This window comes from Streptomyces sp. NBC_01006 (assembly GCF_045162725.1).
Classification (GTDB): Bacteria; Actinomycetota; Actinomycetes; order Streptomycetales; family Streptomycetaceae; genus Streptomyces.
The window spans coordinates 1895882-1914188 of the sequence record NZ_CP108700.1 but is presented as its reverse complement, the minus strand read 5'-3'; the positions used below and the strand labels follow the sequence as shown (position 1 = coordinate 1914188).

The following is an 18307-nucleotide window of genomic DNA, read 5'->3' as shown; positions in this document are numbered from 1 at the left end:
ACGTAGTACCCGGCACTGTCCGGAGCGTGACGCGGGCATGGACCGGCGATTGCCCGGCCCGAACCGGTGGGTGCGCGGCGCCGGGGGCCCGGGGCGCTGGCTACGATGGGCCAGCCGGTGGCCGATGTGGCCGTGCGGCCCAGCGACCCTCCGGGAAGGCCATGCTGAACAAGTACGCGCGTGCTTTCTTCACGCGTGTTCTCACGCCATTCGCCGCATTCCTCCTCCGGCGGGGGGTGAGCCCGGACGCGGTCACCCTGATCGGCACGGCCGGAGTGGTGGCGGGAGCGCTGGTCTTCTTCCCCCGGGGGGAGTTCTTCTGGGGCACCATCACCATCACCCTGTTCGTGTTCTCCGACCTGGTGGACGGGAACATGGCCCGCCAGGCGGGCGTCTCCAGCCGCTGGGGCGCCTTCCTCGACTCCACGCTCGACCGGGTGGCCGACGCGGCGATCTTCGGCGGCCTCGCGCTCTGGTACGCGGGCTCCGGGAACGACAACGCGCTGTGCGCGGTGGCGATCTTCTGCCTGGCCAGCGGCCAGGTGGTCTCGTACACCAAGGCCCGCGGCGAGTCGATCGGCCTGCCGGTGGCCGTCAACGGGCTCATCGAGCGCGCCGAGCGGCTGGTGATCTCGCTGGTCGCGGCCGGTCTGGCCGGGCTGCAGACCTTCGGCGCGCCCCCGTGGATCGGGGTGCTGCTGCCGATCGCACTGTGGGTCGTCGCCGTGGGCTCGCTGGTCACGCTGATCCAGCGGGTGGTCACCGTACGCCGTGAGGCGGCGGAGGCCGACGCCGCGGCCGCCGTGGCCGAGGGCGGCGCGGCCTGATGGCCGGCCGGGTGCAGGACAGGCTGGTCGACGGGCTGTACGGGCTCGGCTGGGCCGGGGTGAAGAAGCTGCCGGAGCCGGCCGCGGTGGCCCTCGGGCGCCGGATCGCGGACTATGCGTGGAAGAGGCGCGGCAAGAGCGTGCTTCGGCTGGAATCGAACCTGGCCCGCGTCGTACCGGACGCCGGACCGGAGCGGCTGCGCGAGCTCTCGAAGGCCGGCATGCGCTCGTACATGCGCTACTGGATGGAGTCCTTCCGGCTGCCGACCATGGACCCGAAGCGCTTCGGCACGGACGTCGAGTTCAAGGACGAGCACCTCCTGCGCGAGGCACTCGCCTCCGGGCGCGGGGTCGTCGTCGCCCTGCCGCACCTGGCCAACTGGGATCTCGCCGGGGCCTGGGCGATCGGCCACATCGGCGTCCCGTTCACCACCGTGGCCGAGCGGCTCAAGCCGGAGAGCCTGTACGACCGCTTCGTGGCCTACCGCGAGAGCCTCGGCATGGAGGTGCTGCCCCACAGCGGCGGGGCGGCCTTCGGGACCCTGGCCCGGCGGCTGCGCTCCGGAGGTCTGGTGTGCCTGGTCGCGGATCGCGACCTGTCGGCCTCCGGGGTGGAGGTGGACTTCTTCGGTTCGGCGGCGCGCATGCCGGCCGGGCCGGCGCTGCTGGCTCAGCAGACGGGGGCGGTGCTGCTCCCGGCGACCCTGCACTACGGGGAATCGCCGAAGATGTTCGGCCGGATCCACCCCGAGGTGGAGGTGCCGAAGACCGGGGACCGGGCCGAGAAGACGGCCGTCATGACCCAGGCGGTGGCCGACGCCTTCGCGCAGGGGATCGCCGAGCACCCGGAGGACTGGCACATGCTGCAGCGGCTGTGGCTGGACGACCTGGAGGAGCGCGCGTAGTGAAGATCGGCATCGTGTGCCCGTACTCCTGGGACGTACCGGGCGGCGTTCAGTTCCACATCCGCGACCTCGCCGAGCACCTGATCCGCCTCGGCCACGAGGTGTCGGTGCTGGCCCCGGCGGACGACGAGACTCCGCTGCCGCCGTACGTGGTCTCGGCGGGGCGGGCGGTGCCGGTGCCGTACAACGGGTCGGTGGCCCGGCTGAACTTCGGCTTCCTGTCGGCGGCGCGGGTGCGTCGCTGGCTGCACGACGGCGTCTTCGACGTGATCCACATCCACGAGCCGGCCTCGCCCTCGCTGGGACTGCTGTCCTGCTGGGCGGCGCAGGGGCCGATCGTGGCCACCTTCCACACCTCGAACCCGCGCTCGCGGGCCATGATCGCGGCGTACCCGATCCTCCAGCCGGCGCTGGAGAAGATCAGCGCCCGGATCGCGGTGAGCGAGTACGCGCGCCGCACGCTCGTGGAGCACCTGGGCGGGGACGCCGTCGTGATCCCCAACGGGGTCGACGTGGACTTCTTCGCCTCGGCCGAGCCGAAGCCTGAGTGGGGCGGGCAGACCCTCGGCTTCATCGGCCGGATCGACGAGCCCCGCAAGGGCCTCCCCGTCCTGATGGCGGCCTTCCCCAAGATCGTGGAGGCCTGCCCGGACGTACGGCTCCTCGTGGCGGGCCGCGGCGACGAGGAAGAGGCCGTGGCCTCCCTGCCCGCCGATCTGCGCGCGCGGGTGGAGTTCCTCGGCATGGTCTCCGACGAGGACAAGGCGCGGCTGCTGCGCAGCGTCGACGTGTACGTGGCCCCGAACACGGGCGGCGAGAGCTTCGGCATCATCCTGGTCGAGGCCCTGTCGGCGGGGGCCGCGGTGCTCGCCTCCGACCTGGACGCGTTCGCGCAGGTCCTGGACCAGGGGGCGGCGGGGGAGCTCTTCGCCAATGAGGACGCGGACGCGCTGGCCGCCGGCGCGGTGGCCCTGCTCCGCGATCCGCAGCGGCGCGCGGAGCTGAGCGCCCACGGCTCCGCGCACGTGCGCCGCTTCGACTGGTCGACGGTCGGCGCGGACATCCTGGCGGTCTACGAGACGGTGACGGACGGCGCGGCGGCGGTGGCCACGGACGAGCGCGTCCGCCTGCGCACCCGCCTGGGCCTGAGCCGGGACACGTAGCCGCGCCGGGGGTGCCTCCGGAAGGAGGGTATTGTCGCGCGGCGTGATCGAAACCCTTGTCTGGACCGCCCTGGCGCTCGGCGTCATCGGGGTCTACCTCAGCTGGACCGCCGGACGGCTGGACCGGCTGCACTCGCGGATGGACGCCGCCCGCGCCGCCCTCGACGCGCAGCTCGTACGGCGCGCCTCGGTGGTGCTCGAAGTGGCCACCTCCGGAGTGCTCGACCCCGCCTCCTCGATCGTCCTGTACGAGGCCGCCCACGGCGCCCGCCAGGCCGAGGAGGAGCAGCGCGAGGTCGCCGAGAGCGAGCTCAGCCAGGCGCTGCGCGCGGTGTTCGCCGACGCCGCCCAGGTGGATCTGCTCAAGGCGGCCCCCGGTGGCGAGGCGGCCGCCGAGGAGCTGGCCGCGGCGGTCCGCCGGGTGCCCATGGCGCGGCGGTTCCACAACGACGCCGTACGGGCGGCCCGCGCGCTGCGCCGGCACCGCAAGGTCCGCTGGTTCCGGCTGGCCGGCCACGCCCCGTTCCCGCTCGCCTTCGAAATGGACGACGAGCCTCCGGTGGATCTTGCCGACCGCCCGTAGCGGTGCCCAGCGGTCCCAGTTGTACCCAAAGGCCAAGTTGAAAGGGGCCACCGGCTCCTCATTGGCCCTTGCGGTGGACTGGTCGGGGACGGTTTGCTCGGCGCAGTACCACCGCAGCACCCGTCTTCCCTTCGAGTGAGGTCAATCCGTGAGCACGCTTCCCTCCACCCCGCAGTCCGCTGAGTCCGCGATCGGCACCTCCCGCGTCAAGCGCGGCATGGCCGAGCAGCTCAAGGGCGGCGTGATCATGGACGTGGTCAACGCCGAGCAGGCGAAGATCGCCGAGGACGCCGGCGCCGTGGCCGTCATGGCCCTGGAGCGGGTCCCCGCCGACATCCGCAAGGACGGCGGCGTCGCGCGCATGTCGGACCCGAACATGATCGAAGAGATCATCGAGGCCGTCTCCATCCCGGTCATGGCCAAGTCCCGCATCGGCCACTTCGTCGAGGCCCAGGTCCTGCAGTCCCTCGGCGTCGACTACATCGACGAGTCCGAGGTCCTGACCCCGGCCGACGAGGTCAACCACTCCGACAAGTGGGCGTTCACCACCCCCTTCGTCTGCGGTGCCACCAACCTCGGTGAGGCCCTGCGCCGCATCGCCGAGGGCGCGGCCATGATCCGCTCGAAGGGTGAGGCCGGCACGGGCAACGTCGTCGAGGCCGTCCGCCACCTGCGCCAGATCAAGAACGAGATCGCCAAGCTGCGCGGCTTCGACAACAACGAGCTGTACGCCGCCGCCAAGGAGCTGCGCGCCCCGTACGAGCTGGTCAAGGAAGTCGCCGAGCTCGGCAAGCTCCCGGTCGTGCTGTTCTCCGCCGGTGGCGTCGCCACCCCGGCCGACGCCGCGCTCATGCGCCAGCTCGGCGCCGAGGGCGTCTTCGTCGGCTCCGGCATCTTCAAGTCGGGCGACCCGGCCAAGCGCGCCGCCGCCATCGTGAAGGCCACCACCTTCTACGACGACCCGAAGATCATCGCGGATGCCTCCCGCAACCTGGGCGAGGCCATGGTCGGCATCAACTGCGACACCCTGCCCGAGGCCGAGCGCTACGCCAACCGCGGCTGGTAGTCACCATGACCAACCCCGTCATCGGTGTCCTGGCCCTCCAGGGCGACGTACGGGAACACCTGATCGCCCTGGCCGCGGCGGACGCCGTGGCCAGGCCGGTCCGGCGTCCCGAGGAGCTCGCCGAGGTCGACGCCCTGGTGATCCCCGGCGGCGAGTCGACGACCATGTCGAAGCTCGCCGTCCTGTTCGGCATGCTGGAGCCGCTGCGCGAGCGCGTGCGGGCCGGCATGCCGGTCTACGGCACCTGCGCCGGCATGATCATGCTCGCCGACAAGCTGCTCGACGGCCGTGACGACCAGGAGACCCTGGGCGGCATCGACATGATCGTGCGCCGCAACGCCTTCGGCCGCCAGAACGAATCCTTCGAAGCGAAGATCGATTTCGCGGGCATAGAGGACGGTCCCGTCGAGGGCGTCTTCATCCGCGCCCCGTGGGTCGAGTCGGTCGGCGCCGCCGCCGAGGTGCTCGCCACGTACGACGGCCACACGGTCGCCGTGCGCCAGGGCAACGTCCTCGCCACCTCGTTCCACCCCGAGCTGACCGGAGATGACCGGGTCCACGCGTACTTCGTCGACATGGTGCGCGCGGGGCTGTAAACAGGTCCCGGTAGGATCTGAGGTGCACACTGTTGGTTACGCGAAGGAGACAGGCGGATGTCCGGCCACTCTAAATGGGCTACGACGAAGCACAAGAAGGCCGTGATCGATGCCAAGCGCGGCAAGCTCTTCGCGAAGCTGATCAAGAACATCGAGGTCGCGGCCCGTATGGGCGGTGCCGACATCGAGGGCAACCCGACCCTCTTCGACGCCATCCAGAAGGCCAAGAAGAGCTCGGTCCCGAACAAGAACATCGACTCCGCGGTCAAGCGCGGCGGTGGCCTTGAGGCCGGCGGCGCCGACTACGAGACGATCATGTACGAAGGCTATGGCCCGAACGGTGTCGCGGTGCTCATCGAGTGCCTCACCGACAACCGCAACCGTGCCGCGTCCGACGTCCGCGTCGCCATGACCCGCAACGGCGGCTCGATGGCCGACCCGGGCTCGGTCTCGTACCTGTTCAACCGCAAGGGTGTCGTCCTGCTGCCCAAGGGTGAGCTCTCCGAGGACGACGTCCTGGAGACGGTGCTCGAAGCCGGTGCCGAAGAGGTCAACGACAACGGCGACACCTTCGAGATCATCAGCGAGCCCACCGACATGGTCGCGGTCCGCACCGCGCTCCAGGAGGCGGGCATCGACTACGACTCGGCCGACTCCAGCTTCGTCCCGACCATGCAGGTCGAGCTCGACGAAGAGGGCGCGCGCAAGATCTTCAAGCTGATCGACGCGCTGGAGGACAGCGACGACGTGCAGAACGTCTTCGCCAACTTCGACGTCTCCGACGAGGTCATGGAGAAGGTCGACGCCTGATCCGGCATCAGCGGCGGGCCGGCGGGGAACACACCCCGCCGGCCCGCTGCTTTGTCAGTGCCACCGGTTAGCCTGCACGCACCGGCGATCGAAGGAGGGTGGGGGCGCAGTGCGCGTACTCGGCGTGGACCCGGGGCTGACCCGGTGCGGTGTCGGCGTGGTCGAGGGCGTCGCCGGCCGCCCGCTCACGATGCTCGGGGTGGGGGTCGTACGGACGCCCGCGGACGCGGAGTTGGGACACCGGCTCGTCGCGATCGAGCAGGGCATCGAGGAGTGGCTGGACCGTCACCGGCCCGAAGTCGTCGCCGTGGAGCGGGTGTTCAGCCAGCACAACGTCAGCACGGTGATGGGCACCGCCCAGGCGAGCGCCGTTGCCATGCTGTGCGCGGCACGCCGCGGGATACCGGTCGCCCTGCACACCCCCAGCGAGGTCAAGGCCGCCGTCACCGGCACCGGCCGGGCCGACAAGGCGCAGGTCGGGGCCATGGTGACCCGGCTGCTGCGGCTGTCCGCCCCGCCCAAGCCCGCCGACGCCGCGGACGCCCTCGCCCTCGCCATCTGCCACATCTGGCGGGCCCCCGCCCAGAACCGCCTCCAGCAGGCGGTCGCCCTGCACGCCTCGAAAGGCCGCCCCTCATGATCGCCTTCGTCAGCGGCCCGGTCGCCGCGCTCGCCCCCACCCTGGCCGTGATCGAGGTCGGGGGAGTGGGCATGGCCGTGCAGTGCACGCCGAACACCATCGCCGGCCTGCGGATGGGGGAGACGGCGAGGCTGGCCACCTCGCTGGTCGTACGGGAGGACTCGCTGACGCTGTACGGCTTCGCGGACGACGACGAGCGGCAGGTCTTCGAACTGCTGCAGACGGCGAGCGGGGTGGGGCCGCGCCTGGCGCAGGCGATGCTCGGGGTGCACAGCCCGGACGCGCTGCGCCTGGCGGTCTCCACGGGTGACGAGAAGGCCCTCACGGCGGTGCCCGGCATCGGCAAGAAGGGGGCCCAGAAGCTGCTGCTGGAGCTGAAGGACAAGCTGGGCGCACCGCTGGGGTCGAGCGGCCTGGTCGGTGCGCAGCGCGCCGCGGCGACCGGGCCCGCCCCATGGACCGAGCAGCTCACCGCCGCGCTGATCGGCCTCGGCTATGCGTCGCGGGAAGCGGAGGAGGCGGTGACGGTGGTGACTCCGCAGGCGGAGGCGGCCATCGCCGCCGGCGGATCGGCCCCGGTGCCCCAGCTGCTGCGGGCGGCCCTCCAGTCCCTGAACCGCGCCCGCTGACGGGGCGCGCCGCCGCGCGGGACCGCTCCGGAAATCCACCGTACGAACGACAAGGCAGACTGACAGCGTGAACTGGGATGACGAGAGCGACGACCGGATCGTGGCGGCGGCTGCGGACGGCGAGGACACCGCCGTCGAGGCGGCCCTGCGGCCCAAGGACCTCGGCGAGTTCGTCGGCCAGGAGAAGGTCCGCCAGCAGCTCGACCTGGTGCTGAAGGCGGCCCGCCAGCGCGGCGCCACCGCCGATCACGTGCTGCTCTCCGGAGCGCCCGGGCTCGGCAAGACCACCCTCTCCATGATCATCGCCGCCGAGATGGGCGCGCCCATCCGGATCACCTCCGGCCCCGCCATCCAGCACGCCGGCGACCTCGCCGCCATCCTCTCCTCCCTCCAGGAGGGCGAGGTCCTCTTCCTCGACGAGATCCACCGCATGTCCCGGCCCGCCGAGGAGATGCTCTACATGGCCATGGAGGACTTCCGCGTCGACGTGATCGTCGGCAAGGGGCCCGGGGCCACCGCCATCCCGCTGGAGCTGCCGCCCTTCACCCTGGTCGGGGCGACGACCCGGGCCGGCCTGCTCCCGCCCCCGCTGCGCGACCGCTTCGGCTTCACCGGGCACATGGAGTTCTACGCCCCCGAGGAGCTGGAACGCGTCATCCACCGCTCCGCCCGCCTCCTCGACGTGGAGATCGACACCGCCGGCGCCGCCGAGATCGCCGGGCGCTCCCGCGGCACCCCGCGCATCGCCAACCGCCTGCTGCGCCGCGTCCGCGACTACGCGCAGGTCAGGGCCGACGGGGTGATCACCCGCGAGGTGGCCTGCACCGCCCTCCAGGTGTACGAGGTCGATGCGCGCGGGCTCGACCGCCTCGACCGCGCCGTGCTCGAAGCCCTGCTCAAGCTGTTCGGCGGCGGCCCCGTGGGCCTGTCCACGCTCGCCGTCGCCGTCGGCGAGGAGCGCGAGACCGTCGAGGAGGTCGCCGAGCCGTTCCTCGTACGGGAAGGCCTGCTGGCCCGTACCCCGCGCGGCCGGGTCGCGACCCCCGCCGCATGGGCTCACCTGGGCCTTGTCCCGCCCCCGCAGCAGGGGAGTGGATCAAGCGGACAACAGGGCTTGTTCGGGGGGTGACGGCGCGGAGGTTCGCCCGGTCAGGAACTGCGGTGCCATGCTGGGCGTTGTTCCATCGGTGCGGACTCGCCTAGACTCCGCCGATGCCGACCCTTCAGGTCGGCGTGCCCACCCCCGTAGAAATTGGCCGTCTCCCGTGCGGTCGTGCGAAGGATCTCCGTCCCGTGAATCTCGTGACACTCCTCCCGTTCATCGTGCTCATCGGGGCCATGTTCCTGATGACCCGCTCCGCGAAGAAGAAGCAGCAGGCGGCCGCGCAGATGCGTGACCACATGTCGCCCGGCACCGGCGTCCGCACCATCGGCGGCATGTACGCCACGGTGAAGGAGATCGGCGAGGACACCGTCACCCTCGAGGTGGCCCCCGGTGTCCACGCGATCTACGCGAAGAACTCCATCGGCGCCGTCCTCGATGACGCGGAGTACAACCGCATCGTCCACGGCATCAGTGATGATCTGACGATCGACACGCCGGCCGTTCCGGACGACGCCTCCTCGCTGACCCTGGACAAGGACGCGGACAAGGACGCGGACAAGAGCGCCGACGAGTCCGGGACCGACGCCCCGAAGCTCGACCTGGGCAAGAAGGACGAGCCCAAGGCCGACGAGCCGAAGGACGGCGAGCCCAAGGGCGACGAGCCCAAGGACGGCAAGGGCGACGGCGAGGCCGGCGCGAAGTAGCGCGCGGCCGGGGACCGGGCAGGCGCCTGACCGGCGGCCGCCGCGGTCCCCGTCAGTGACACTTCTGCGGGGGGCAGGGGTCCCCACCACACATTTCGTGGCCGTCCGCGCGCTGACCCGGCGCGGGGCGGTTGGACAGGGAGATACGACAAGGTGGCAGCACCGAAGAAGGGCCGGCGGCCCACGGGGGCTCAGGGGAGGCCGGGGCGCGCCCTGGCGATCATCCTGATCGCGATGGTGGCGCTCACCGCGGGGATGTTCCTCACGAAGCAGACGACTCCCCGGCTCGGCATCGACCTCGCGGGCGGTACGAGCATCACGCTCAAGGCCAAGAGCGAGCCCGGCAAGCCGGACGCGATCAACGAGACCAACATGAACACGGCGGTCGGCATCATCGAGCGCCGCGTCAACGGTCTCGGCGTGTCGGAGGCCGAGGTCCAGACGCAGGGCCGCGACCACATCATCGTGAACATCCCCAAGGGGACGAACGAGAAGCAGGCCCGCGAGCAGGTCGGTACCACCGCCCAGCTGTACTTCCGCCCGGTCCTGGCCTTCGCCGACGGCGCTCCGGCGGCCCCCGAGGCCACGCCGAGCCCGTCCGCGAGCAGCTCCGGCGCCCCGAAGGCCGAGGGCAGCGGCAAGCCCAGCTCCCCGGCCACCCCGTCGTCCAGCGCCACTTCCCAGGGCCGTGTGCTCAGCGAGGCCCTCAAGGCCCCGGCCGCCACCGCCTCTCCCTCGCCCTCGGCGAGCGAGTCGAAGAAGGCAGACGACAAGGCTCCGGCCCCCACCCCGGCCCCGTCGGGCGTCGAGGCGGCCGCCGCCGATCTCCAGGCGAAGTTCGCGGCGCTGGACTGCACCAACGAGGCGCAGCGCGCCGCGGTCGGCAAGGGTGCCAAGCCCGAGGACGCGACGCTCGCCTGTGGCAAGCGCGGCGACACCTGGGGCAAGTGGATCCTCGGCCCGGCCGGCGTCGCCGGTACGGACGTCAAGGACGCCAAGGGTGTCATCGACCCGCAGCGCGGCCAGTGGATCGTCACCATGCAGTTCACCGACAAGGGCGCCGACAAGTTCGCCAAGATCACCGGTGAGCTCGCCACCAAGCAGATGCCGCAGAACCAGTTCGCGATCGTGCTCGACGGCGAGGTCGTCTCCGACCCGTCCGTCAGCCAGGCGCTGACCGGCGGCAACGCCGAGATCTCCGGTGGCTTCACCCAGCAGACCGCGCAGGACCTGGGCAACATGCTCTCGTACGGCGCCCTGCCGCTCTCCTTCAGCGAGGACAGTGTCACCACCGTCACCGCCGCGCTCGGCGGCGAGCAGCTGAAGGCCGGCCTCATCGCCGGCGCCATCGGCCTCATCCTCGTCGTGATCTACCTGCTCGTGTACTACCGGGGCCTGGCCTTCATCGCCATCGTCAGCCTCCTGGTGTCCGCGATCCTCACGTACACGATCATGGCGCTGCTCGGAAAGGGCATCGGCTTCGCGCTGAACCTGCCCGCCGTCTGCGGTGCGATCGTCGCGATCGGCATCACGGCGGACTCGTTCATCGTGTACTTCGAACGCATCCGCGACGAGATCCGCGAGGGCCGCACCCTGCGTCCCGCCGTGGAGCGGGCCTGGCCGCGCGCCCGGCGCACCATCCTGGTCTCCGACTTCGTGTCGTTCCTGGCCGCCGCGGTGCTGTTCATCGTCACCGTCGGCAAGGTGCAGGGCTTCGCCTTCACCCTGGGTCTGACGACCGTGCTCGACGTGGTCGTGGTGTTCCTCTTCACCAAGCCGATCATGACGCTGATGGCCCGTACGAAGTTCTTCTCCAGCGGTCACCCCTGGTCCGGACTGGACCCGAAGCGGCTCGGCGCCAAGCCGCCGCTGCGCCGGTCCCGCCGCACCGGCTCCGGTTCCGTCACCGCTCCCGTCGACGTAAAGGAGGCGTGAGAGATGTCGAAGCTGGGAGATCTCGGCGCCAAGCTGTACCGCGGTGAGGTCGGCTACGACTTCGTCGGCAAGCGCTTCATCTGGTACGGCGTTTCCATCCTGATCACCATCACGGCGATCGTGGCCCTGGCCGTTCAGGGCCTCAACATGGGCATCGAGTTCAAGGGCGGTGCCGTCTTCACCACCCCGAAGACGGCCGTCTCCGTCGCCAAGGCGACCGAGGTGTCGGAGGAGGCCTCGGGCCACGACGCGATCGTCCAGGAGCTCGGCACCGGCGGCCTGCGCATCCAGATCTCGGGTCTGGACACGAACGACGCGGCGGGCGTCAAGAAGCAGCTCGCCACCGACCTCAAGGTCTCCGAGGCCGACATCAACGCGGACCTGGTCGGCCCCAGCTGGGGCGACCAGATCGCGAACAAGGCCTGGACCGGCCTCGGCATCTTCATGGTCCTCGTGGTGATCTACCTCGCCATCGCCTTCGAGTGGCGGATGGCGGTCGCCGCGCTGATCGCCCTGATCCACGACCTCACCATCACCGTCGGCGTGTACGCGCTGGTCGGGTTCGAGGTCACGCCGGGCACCGTGATCGGTCTGCTGACGATCCTCGGTTACTCCCTCTACGACACCGTCGTCGTCTTCGACGGTCTGAAGGAGGGCTCGAAGGACATCACCAAGCAGACCCGCTACACGTTCAGCGAGATCGCCAACCGCAGCATCAACGGCACCCTGGTCCGCTCGATCAACACCACCGTCGTGGCGCTGCTCCCGGTCGGGGCGCTGCTCTTCATCGGCGGCGGCTTCCTGGGCGCCGGCATGCTGAACGACATCTCGCTGTCGCTGTTCGTCGGCCTCGCGGCCGGTGCGTACTCCTCGATCTTCATCGCGACCCCGCTGGTCGTGGACCTCAAGGAGCGCGAGCCGGCGATGAAGGCCCTGAAGAAGCGGGTGCTCGCGAAGCGGGCGGCCGCGGCGGCCAAGGGCGAGTCCCCGGAGGACGAGGGCTACGAGGCCACCGACACCGCGCAGGTCGTGGCCCAGGGCCGCGCCGGGCGGCGCCGGTGAGCGCGCTCTCCCCCGAGGTCCGCGAGCTGCTGCTCGGCCGGATCAAGGACGTGGCGGACTACCCGAAGCCGGGCGTGATGTTCAAGGACATCACCCCGCTGCTGGCCGACCCGAAGGCCTTCGCGGCCCTGACGGACGCGCTGGTGGAGCTGGCCGGGCAGTACGGCGCGACGAAGATCGTCGGGCTGGAGGCGCGCGGGTTCATCCTCGCGGCGCCGGTGGCGGTCCAGGCGGGCATCGGCTTCGTGCCGGTGCGCAAGGCCGGGAAGCTGCCGGGCGCGACGCTCGCGCAGTCGTACGAGCTGGAGTACGGGACGGCGGAGATCGAGGTCCACGCCGAGGACCTGTCGGCCGGTGACCGGGTCATGGTCATCGACGACGTCCTGGCCACGGGCGGCACCGCCGAGGCCTCGCTCTCGCTGATCCGGCGGGCCGGGGCGGAGGTCGCCGGGGTGGCGGTCCTGATGGAGCTGTCGTTCCTGCCAGGCCGCGAGCGGCTGGCCGGCGCCCTTGCGCAGGCCCCGCTGGACGCCCTGATCGTCGTCTGACGAAGCCGAACGCGAAGCGGGCGGGCACCGGGACATCCCGGTGCCCGCCCGCTTCTGCGTGGGCGGCCGCCGCGCGGGCCTGCGACGGGCCAGGGACGGGCCTGCGACGCTCCGGCCGGTCCGAAGGAGCCGGGCTCGGGGAACGGGGTGGGGGAACCCTCGCTACCATTGGTTGTCCGGACCTGACCGGGGCACCGGATCCTCCCCCGACTCCGTCCGGGGGGACCCCCTGAGGAGCGCTCTTGCCAGACGAGGTCCAGCCACTCTCCGCCGCGCAGCCCGACCCGCAGGCCGAACGGGCCGCGACGCCCCCCGCCACGCCCCCGCCGGCCCCGCCCGTGAAGCCCGCGCCCGCGAAGCCGGCGCCCGCGAAGTCGGCCGGGTCCTCCAACCGCGTGCGCGCCCGGCTCGCCCGCCTCGGCGTCCAGCGTTCCAACCCGTACAACCCGGTACTGGAACCCCTGCTCCGCATAGTCCGCAGCAACGACCCGAAGATCGAGACGGCCACGCTGCGCCAGATCGAGCAGGCGTACCAGGTCGCCGAGCGCTGGCACCGCGGTCAGAAGCGCAAGAGCGGCGACCCGTACATCACCCACCCGCTCGCGGTGACCACCATCCTCGCCGAGCTCGGCATGGACCCGGCCACCCTGATGGCCGGACTGCTGCACGACACCGTCGAGGACACCGAGTACGGGCTGGAGGACCTGCGCCGCGACTTCGGCGACGCCGTAACCCTGCTCGTCGACGGCGTCACCAAGCTCGACCGGGTCAAGTTCGGCGAGGCCGCGCAGGCCGAGACCGTACGCAAGATGGTCGTCGCCATGGCCAAGGACCCGCGGGTCCTGGTCATCAAGCTCGCCGACCGCCTGCACAACATGCGCACCATGCGCTACCTCAAGCGGGAGAAGCAGGAGAAGAAGGCCCGCGAGACCCTTGAGATCTACGCCCCGCTGGCGCACCGGCTGGGCATGAACACGATCAAGTGGGAGCTCGAAGACCTCGCCTTCGCGATCCTCTACCCCAAGATGTACGACGAGATCGTCCGCCTCGTCGCCGAGCGCGCGCCCAAGCGCGACGAGTACCTCACCGTCGTCACCGACGAGGTCCAGACCGACCTGCGCGCCGCCCGGATCAAGGCCACCGTCACCGGCCGCCCCAAGCACTACTACAGCGTCTACCAGAAGATGATCGTCCGCGGCCGCGACTTCGCCGAGATCTACGACCTGGTGGGCATCCGCGTCCTCGTCGACACCGTCCGGGACTGCTACGCGGCCCTCGGCACGGTGCACGCGCGCTGGAACCCGGTCCCCGGCCGGTTCAAGGACTACATCGCGATGCCCAAGTTCAACATGTACCAGTCGCTGCACACGACGGTCATCGGACCCAGCGGCAAGCCCGTCGAACTCCAGATCCGCACCTTCGACATGCACCGCCGCGCCGAGTACGGCATCGCCGCGCACTGGAAGTACAAGCAGCAGACCGTCGCGGGCACCTCCAAGGTCCGCACCGACGTCCCGCAGGCCGCCAAGGGCAGCGCCGGCCAGGACACGGTCAACGACATGGCCTGGCTGCGCCAGCTGCTGGACTGGCAGAAGGAGACCGAGGACCCGGGCGAGTTCCTCGACTCGCTGCGCTTCGACCTCTCCCGCAACGAGGTCTTCGTCTTCACGCCCAAGGGCGACGTCATCGCGCTGCCCGCCGGGGCCACCCCGGTGGACTTCGCGTACGCCGTCCACACCGAGGTCGGCCACCGGACGATAGGCGCCCGCGTCAACGGCCGCCTCGTCCCGCTCGAATCGACCCTCGACAACGGCGACCTCGTCGAGGTCTTCACCTCCAAGGCCGAGGGCGCGGGCCCGTCCCGGGACTGGCTGGGCTTCGTCAAGTCCCCGCGGGCCCGCAACAAGATCCGCGCCTGGTTCTCCAAGGAGCGCCGCGAGGAGGCCATCGAGCACGGCAAGGACGCCATCGCGCGGGCCATGCGCAAGCAGAACCTGCCGATCCAGCGCATCCTCACCGGCGACTCGCTCGTCACCCTCGCGCACGAGATGCGCTACCCCGACATCTCCTCCCTGTACGCGGCGATCGGCGAGGGCCACGTGGCCGCGCAGGGCGTCGTACAGAAGCTGGTGCAGGCCCTCGGCGGCGAGGAGGCCGCCAACGAGGACATCGAGGAGAGCGTCCCGCCCTCCCGGACCCGGGGCTCGCGCCGCAAGAACGCCGACCCGGGCGTCGTCGTCAAGGGCGTCGACGACGTGTGGGTCAAGCTGGCCCGCTGCTGCACCCCGGTGCCGGGGGACCCGATCGTCGGCTTCGTCACGCGGGGCAGTGGCGTATCGGTTCACCGGGCGGACTGCGTCAACGTGGACTCCCTCTCCCAGGAGCCCGAGCGGATGCTGGAGGTCGAGTGGGCCCCCACCCAGTCCTCGGTCTTCCTGGTGGCCATCCAGGTCGAGGCCCTGGACCGCTCCCGGCTGCTGTCGGACGTCACGCGGGTCCTGTCGGACCAGCACGTGAACATCCTCTCCGCGGCCGTCCAGACCTCCCGCGACCGCGTGGCCACCTCCCGCTTCACCTTCGAGATGGGCGACCCGAAACACCTGGGCCACGTCCTGAAGGCCGTTCGGGGTGTGGAGGGCGTGTACGACGTCTACCGTGTGACATCTGCAAGGAGGCCCTGACCAAGGCCTGACCGCCGCTCTCTGACGCCACCCCGGGGGGAACACGTGGCCGATGTCTTCCCGCGCGGGCTCGCCCAGCGCTTCGAACCCGTACGACCCGTCGGCCGGGGTGGCATGGGCACCGTCTTCGAGGCCGAGGACACGCTGCTGCGGCGGCGTGTCGCGGTCAAGGTCCTGACGGTGTACGGATCGGTGGGCGAGGCGGCGGCCAGGCGCTTCGAGGCCGAGGCGCGGGCCCTCGCCCGGATCAGCCACCCCAACGTGGTCGGCGTCTACGACGCGGGGGTCGACGAGGGCACGCCCTACCTCGTGATGGAGTTCCTCGACGGATCGGACATCTCCGAGCTGGTTCGCGCGGGCGGTGCGCTCCCCGTGGGCGAGGCCTGCCGGATCGCCGCCGACACCCTGGCCGGCCTCGGCGCCGCGCACCACAGGGGAGTGCTCCACCGCGACGTCAAGCCCGCCAACATCCGGGTCACCGCGAGCGGCCGGGTGGTCCTCTACGACTTCGGGCTGGCCCGGCTGACCGGCGAGGTCGCCATCAGCATCGCCGGCGACCTGCTCGGAACCCCTCAGTACATGGCCCCGGAACGCATCAGGGGCGAGCTGCCCGTGGCCGCCTCCGACGTGTACGGGGTGGGGGCCTGCCTGCACTTCATGCTGACCGGCGCCTCACCATTCGGTGAGGCACACCACGTGGAAGTGCTGCTCGACCGGGTCATCCGCGAGGGAATGCCCTCGCTGCACGACAGCCCCGTGGCGATCCCGCTCCGGCTCGCGGACGCGGTCGACGCCCTCAGCGCGCGGGACCTGGATGCGCGCACCCCCAGCGCCGCCGCCGCGGAGGCCCTGATCCGGCCCTGGACGGACGAAGAGGACGTCATGCCGGACCGCGCCGGGCAGGAAGTCCGCCCCCTGGACAACCACGCCTCCGGGATGGAAATCCGTCCCCTGGACCACCACGCTGCCGGGGAGGAGGCCTTCGCCCTGGACGACCACGCTTCCGGGCCGCCCGTTCCGCCGCGGCCGCCCGGGCCGCCGCAGGTGCCGATGCCCGTGCCCGCGGCCACGCCGAGGCTCGATGAGGAGGAGCCTGCGGAGGTTCCCCAGTACGACTGGGGCCTGGTCGACGTCCAGCCCGCTCAGAACCACTCGTTCCGGACCGGACACGTCACCCTCAGCCAGAGCACCCGCCGCCTGGTGCGCAGCCGGATGACCGAGCAGACCGCACTGTCCCGGCAGCGCGAGGCGGTCGGCCTGATCCAGCGCGGGAACCTGCGGGAGGCCCTGGACCTGCTCGGCGGACTCGGAGCGTTCTGCGTGGAGACGCTGGGCCCGGCCCATCCGACCACGCTCGCCTGCCAGTACTGGCAGGCTGTGTGCCTGGCCCGGCTGGGCAGGGCACCACAGGCGCTGGAGCTGTTCGCCCGGGTCAGCGCCCATCACGGACAGGGGAGGGGCACCGAGGATGCATGAGTACGAGTTACAGGTGGACCCGCACAGAGCGGGGCAGGGCCCGGAGACCGAACTGCGTTCCCTGCTGCTCTGGTTGAAGGAGGACGAGTCGCTCCGCCGCGACGTACGCGGACGGATTCGGAGCGGCGAACCGACACCGGCACCGGCGCCGGCAGCGTATGGCACGCCGATGGGCTCGCCCGGCTTCGACCTCCTGCAACTGGCCGTCGGCAGCGGCCTGTCCGCCGGATCACTGCTGTTCGCCGTGCTCCAGTGGCAGGCGTCCCGCCGCCGGCCTCCGGCGCTCACCGTGCGCCGTGGCCCGTACGAGATCACGCTCACCGGGGACGAGGCCGCCGACCCCGAAGGCCTGCGGCGCATCATCGCGGCGCTGGAGAACGGAAGCGGGGACGAGGACGGGGCCGATGACGGGACTGCCTGACCCGGCGGCCTCGCGGGCGGTCCTCATCGGCAGCGCCGGCTACCGGCACCTGGCCGCGCTCCCGTCCGTCGAGTGCAACGTCAAGGACCTGGCCGCCGAGCTGTGCGACGCGACGATCTGGGGACTGCCCGAGCAGCACTGCACGCAGGTACTCGACCCCCAGCATCCCGCCGAGGTGCTCGACCCGGTCAACCGCGCGGGGGAGGAGGCCACCGACACGCTCCTGGTCTACTACTCCGGGCACGGCATGCGGGACGCGGCGACGGCCGACCTCTACCTCGCCCTCCAAGGCTCCCGCGAGCACGTCGGCTACACCGCCGTCGCCTACCAGCACCTGCGGGCCGCCCTGCGCGACTCGTCGGCCCGGCGCAAGGTGGTGCTGCTCGACTGCTGCTTCAGCGGCCGGGCCGCCAGCACCCTCGCCGGCGAGGAGGACGCGCTGGCCGCCCAGGCAGCGGTCGAGGGCGCGTACGTCCTCACCGCGTCCCCCCGCGACGCCGTGGCCCTGTCCCCGTACGGCGAGCGGCACACCGCCTTCACCGGCGAACTGCTGACCATCCTGCGCCACGGGATCCACGACGGACCCGAACTGATCGACCTGGACACCCTGTGCCGCACCATGGAGGCCCGGCTGCGCGGCAAGAACCGTCCGCTTCCGCAGCACGCACAGGAAATGGGCATGGGCCGCCTGCGGCTGGTACGCAACCGGGCGCGCGCCGTACGCGGCACCCCGGCCGGACCCGTCCTGGCCGCGGACATCCGCTCCGCCATGGTCGTCGCCGGGCTCGGCCTCGCCCGCACACTGCGTGCCGCGGGCCGCACCCGAGACGCCCTGCCCGTGCTGCGCCTCGCCCTCCAGGAACGGGCGCCCGACGGCGAGGGGGACCCGCTCGCCGCACAGCTCGAACTCTCCGACATGCTGGAGGAGACCGGACAGACCCGTGAGGCGATGGAGGTGCTGGAGCAGGCCTTCCAGCAGGTCCACCGGTTCTACGGTCCCGAAGCCGTGCGGGTGTGCCGCCGCCTTGCCTCGCTGCTCCAGGAGTCCGGCAACCACATCCAGGCCTGCGAGGTGCTCGAACACGCCCTGGACCTGCTCCAGGACGGCAGCCGGGCCCTGCCGTGACCACCGGAACACCGAAAAGCCCCGGTACGA

The 18307-nt window shown here is 71.3% G+C and carries 18 protein-coding genes; all 18 read left to right on the top strand.

Annotation, left to right across the window (positions count from 1 at the left end):
* Nucleotides 1–161 precede the first annotated feature (161 nt).
* The 18 genes from pgsA (at nucleotide 162) to OG509_RS08535 (ending at nucleotide 18277) form a co-directional block, all read left to right on the top strand.
* Nucleotides 162–827: a phosphatidylinositol phosphate synthase gene (pgsA, locus tag OG509_RS08620; protein WP_406181444.1), complete on the top strand. Its 666-nt coding sequence runs from the start codon at nucleotides 162–164 to the stop codon at nucleotides 825–827.
* On the top strand, nucleotides 827–1732 hold the full coding sequence (locus OG509_RS08615) for a phosphatidylinositol mannoside acyltransferase (RefSeq protein WP_406181442.1): 906 nt from the start codon (nucleotides 827–829) through the stop codon (nucleotides 1730–1732). The genes pgsA and OG509_RS08615 overlap by 1 nt, the downstream gene beginning before the upstream one ends.
* Entirely contained in the window at nucleotides 1732–2895 is a 1164-nt protein-coding gene (locus tag OG509_RS08610; RefSeq protein ID WP_406181440.1) for a glycosyltransferase family 4 protein, read from the top strand. The genes OG509_RS08615 and OG509_RS08610 overlap by 1 nt, the downstream gene beginning before the upstream one ends.
* 43 nt (nucleotides 2896–2938) lie before the next feature.
* Nucleotides 2939–3478, top strand: a complete 540-nt coding sequence (locus OG509_RS08605) for a hypothetical protein (RefSeq protein WP_053694040.1) — start codon at nucleotides 2939–2941, stop codon at nucleotides 3476–3478.
* Nucleotides 3479–3626: 148 nt separating this feature from the next.
* Nucleotides 3627–4544 (top strand): pyridoxal 5'-phosphate synthase lyase subunit PdxS, encoded by a 918-nt coding sequence (gene pdxS / locus OG509_RS08600; protein WP_030157377.1) that lies wholly within the window; start codon nucleotides 3627–3629, stop codon nucleotides 4542–4544.
* Nucleotides 4545–4549: 5 nt separating this feature from the next.
* The gene (pdxT, locus tag OG509_RS08595; RefSeq protein ID WP_406181439.1) at nucleotides 4550–5140 is read left to right on the top strand and encodes a pyridoxal 5'-phosphate synthase glutaminase subunit PdxT; all 591 of its coding nucleotides are present in this window, start codon (nucleotides 4550–4552) and stop codon (nucleotides 5138–5140) included.
* A 57-nt stretch (nucleotides 5141–5197) separates the two neighbouring features.
* Nucleotides 5198–5950, top strand: a complete 753-nt coding sequence (locus tag OG509_RS08590; protein ID WP_366106905.1) for a YebC/PmpR family DNA-binding transcriptional regulator — start codon at nucleotides 5198–5200, stop codon at nucleotides 5948–5950.
* A 109-nt stretch (nucleotides 5951–6059) separates the two neighbouring features.
* A complete protein-coding gene (gene ruvC / locus OG509_RS08585; protein WP_406181437.1) occupies nucleotides 6060–6590 on the top strand; it encodes a crossover junction endodeoxyribonuclease RuvC in 531 nt (176 codons plus the stop codon).
* On the top strand, nucleotides 6587–7219 hold the full coding sequence (gene ruvA, locus OG509_RS08580) for a Holliday junction branch migration protein RuvA (RefSeq protein ID WP_406181435.1): 633 nt from the start codon (nucleotides 6587–6589) through the stop codon (nucleotides 7217–7219). The genes ruvC and ruvA overlap by 4 nt, the downstream gene beginning before the upstream one ends.
* Before the next feature lie 67 nt (nucleotides 7220–7286).
* Nucleotides 7287–8348, top strand: a complete 1062-nt coding sequence (gene ruvB, locus OG509_RS08575) for a Holliday junction branch migration DNA helicase RuvB (RefSeq protein ID WP_406181433.1) — start codon at nucleotides 7287–7289, stop codon at nucleotides 8346–8348.
* Nucleotides 8349–8512: 164 nt separating this feature from the next.
* Complete coding sequence (gene yajC / locus OG509_RS08570) at nucleotides 8513–9028, top strand: preprotein translocase subunit YajC (protein ID WP_406181431.1); 516 nt, start codon at nucleotides 8513–8515, stop codon at nucleotides 9026–9028.
* 153 nt (nucleotides 9029–9181) lie between these two features.
* The gene (gene secD, locus OG509_RS08565; protein ID WP_406181429.1) at nucleotides 9182–10963 is read left to right on the top strand and encodes a protein translocase subunit SecD; all 1782 of its coding nucleotides are present in this window, start codon (nucleotides 9182–9184) and stop codon (nucleotides 10961–10963) included.
* A 3-nt stretch (nucleotides 10964–10966) separates the two neighbouring features.
* The gene (secF, locus tag OG509_RS08560; protein WP_406181427.1) at nucleotides 10967–12025 is read left to right on the top strand and encodes a protein translocase subunit SecF; all 1059 of its coding nucleotides are present in this window, start codon (nucleotides 10967–10969) and stop codon (nucleotides 12023–12025) included.
* The gene (locus OG509_RS08555; protein ID WP_406181425.1) at nucleotides 12022–12573 is read left to right on the top strand and encodes an adenine phosphoribosyltransferase; all 552 of its coding nucleotides are present in this window, start codon (nucleotides 12022–12024) and stop codon (nucleotides 12571–12573) included. Before secF ends, OG509_RS08555 begins: the two co-directional genes overlap by 4 nt.
* A 242-nt stretch (nucleotides 12574–12815) precedes the next feature.
* A complete protein-coding gene (locus tag OG509_RS08550) occupies nucleotides 12816–15254 on the top strand; it encodes a RelA/SpoT family protein (RefSeq protein ID WP_406181423.1) in 2439 nt (812 codons plus the stop codon).
* Nucleotides 15255–15299: 45 nt separating this feature from the next.
* On the top strand, nucleotides 15300–16730 hold the full coding sequence (locus tag OG509_RS08545) for a protein kinase domain-containing protein (protein WP_406181421.1): 1431 nt from the start codon (nucleotides 15300–15302) through the stop codon (nucleotides 16728–16730).
* Entirely contained in the window at nucleotides 16723–17151 is a 429-nt protein-coding gene (locus tag OG509_RS08540; protein WP_406181419.1) for a hypothetical protein, read from the top strand. Before OG509_RS08545 ends, OG509_RS08540 begins: the two co-directional genes overlap by 8 nt.
* Entirely contained in the window at nucleotides 17135–18277 is a 1143-nt protein-coding gene (locus tag OG509_RS08535; protein WP_406181417.1) for a caspase family protein, read from the top strand. The genes OG509_RS08540 and OG509_RS08535 overlap by 17 nt, the downstream gene beginning before the upstream one ends.
* Nucleotides 18278–18307 lie beyond the last annotated feature (30 nt).

Bases quoted from the DNA above. Each gene is read 5' to 3' on its own strand.
- pdxT (WP_406181439.1), top strand. From the start codon at position 4,550: ATGACCAACCCCGTCATCGGTGTCCTGGCCCTCCAGGGCGACGTACGG.
- secF (WP_406181427.1), top strand. From the start codon at position 10,967: ATGTCGAAGCTGGGAGATCTCGGCGCCAAGCTGTACCGCGGTGAGGTC.
- OG509_RS08590 (WP_366106905.1), top strand. From the start codon at position 5,198: ATGTCCGGCCACTCTAAATGGGCTACGACGAAGCACAAGAAGGCCGTG.
- OG509_RS08540 (WP_406181419.1), top strand. From the start codon at position 16,723: ATGCATGAGTACGAGTTACAGGTGGACCCGCACAGAGCGGGGCAGGGC.
- ruvA (WP_406181435.1), top strand. From the start codon at position 6,587: ATGATCGCCTTCGTCAGCGGCCCGGTCGCCGCGCTCGCCCCCACCCTG.
- OG509_RS08535 (WP_406181417.1), top strand. From the start codon at position 17,135: ATGACGGGACTGCCTGACCCGGCGGCCTCGCGGGCGGTCCTCATCGGC.
- pgsA (WP_406181444.1), top strand. From the start codon at position 162: ATGCTGAACAAGTACGCGCGTGCTTTCTTCACGCGTGTTCTCACGCCA.
- OG509_RS08615 (WP_406181442.1), top strand. From the start codon at position 827: ATGGCCGGCCGGGTGCAGGACAGGCTGGTCGACGGGCTGTACGGGCTC.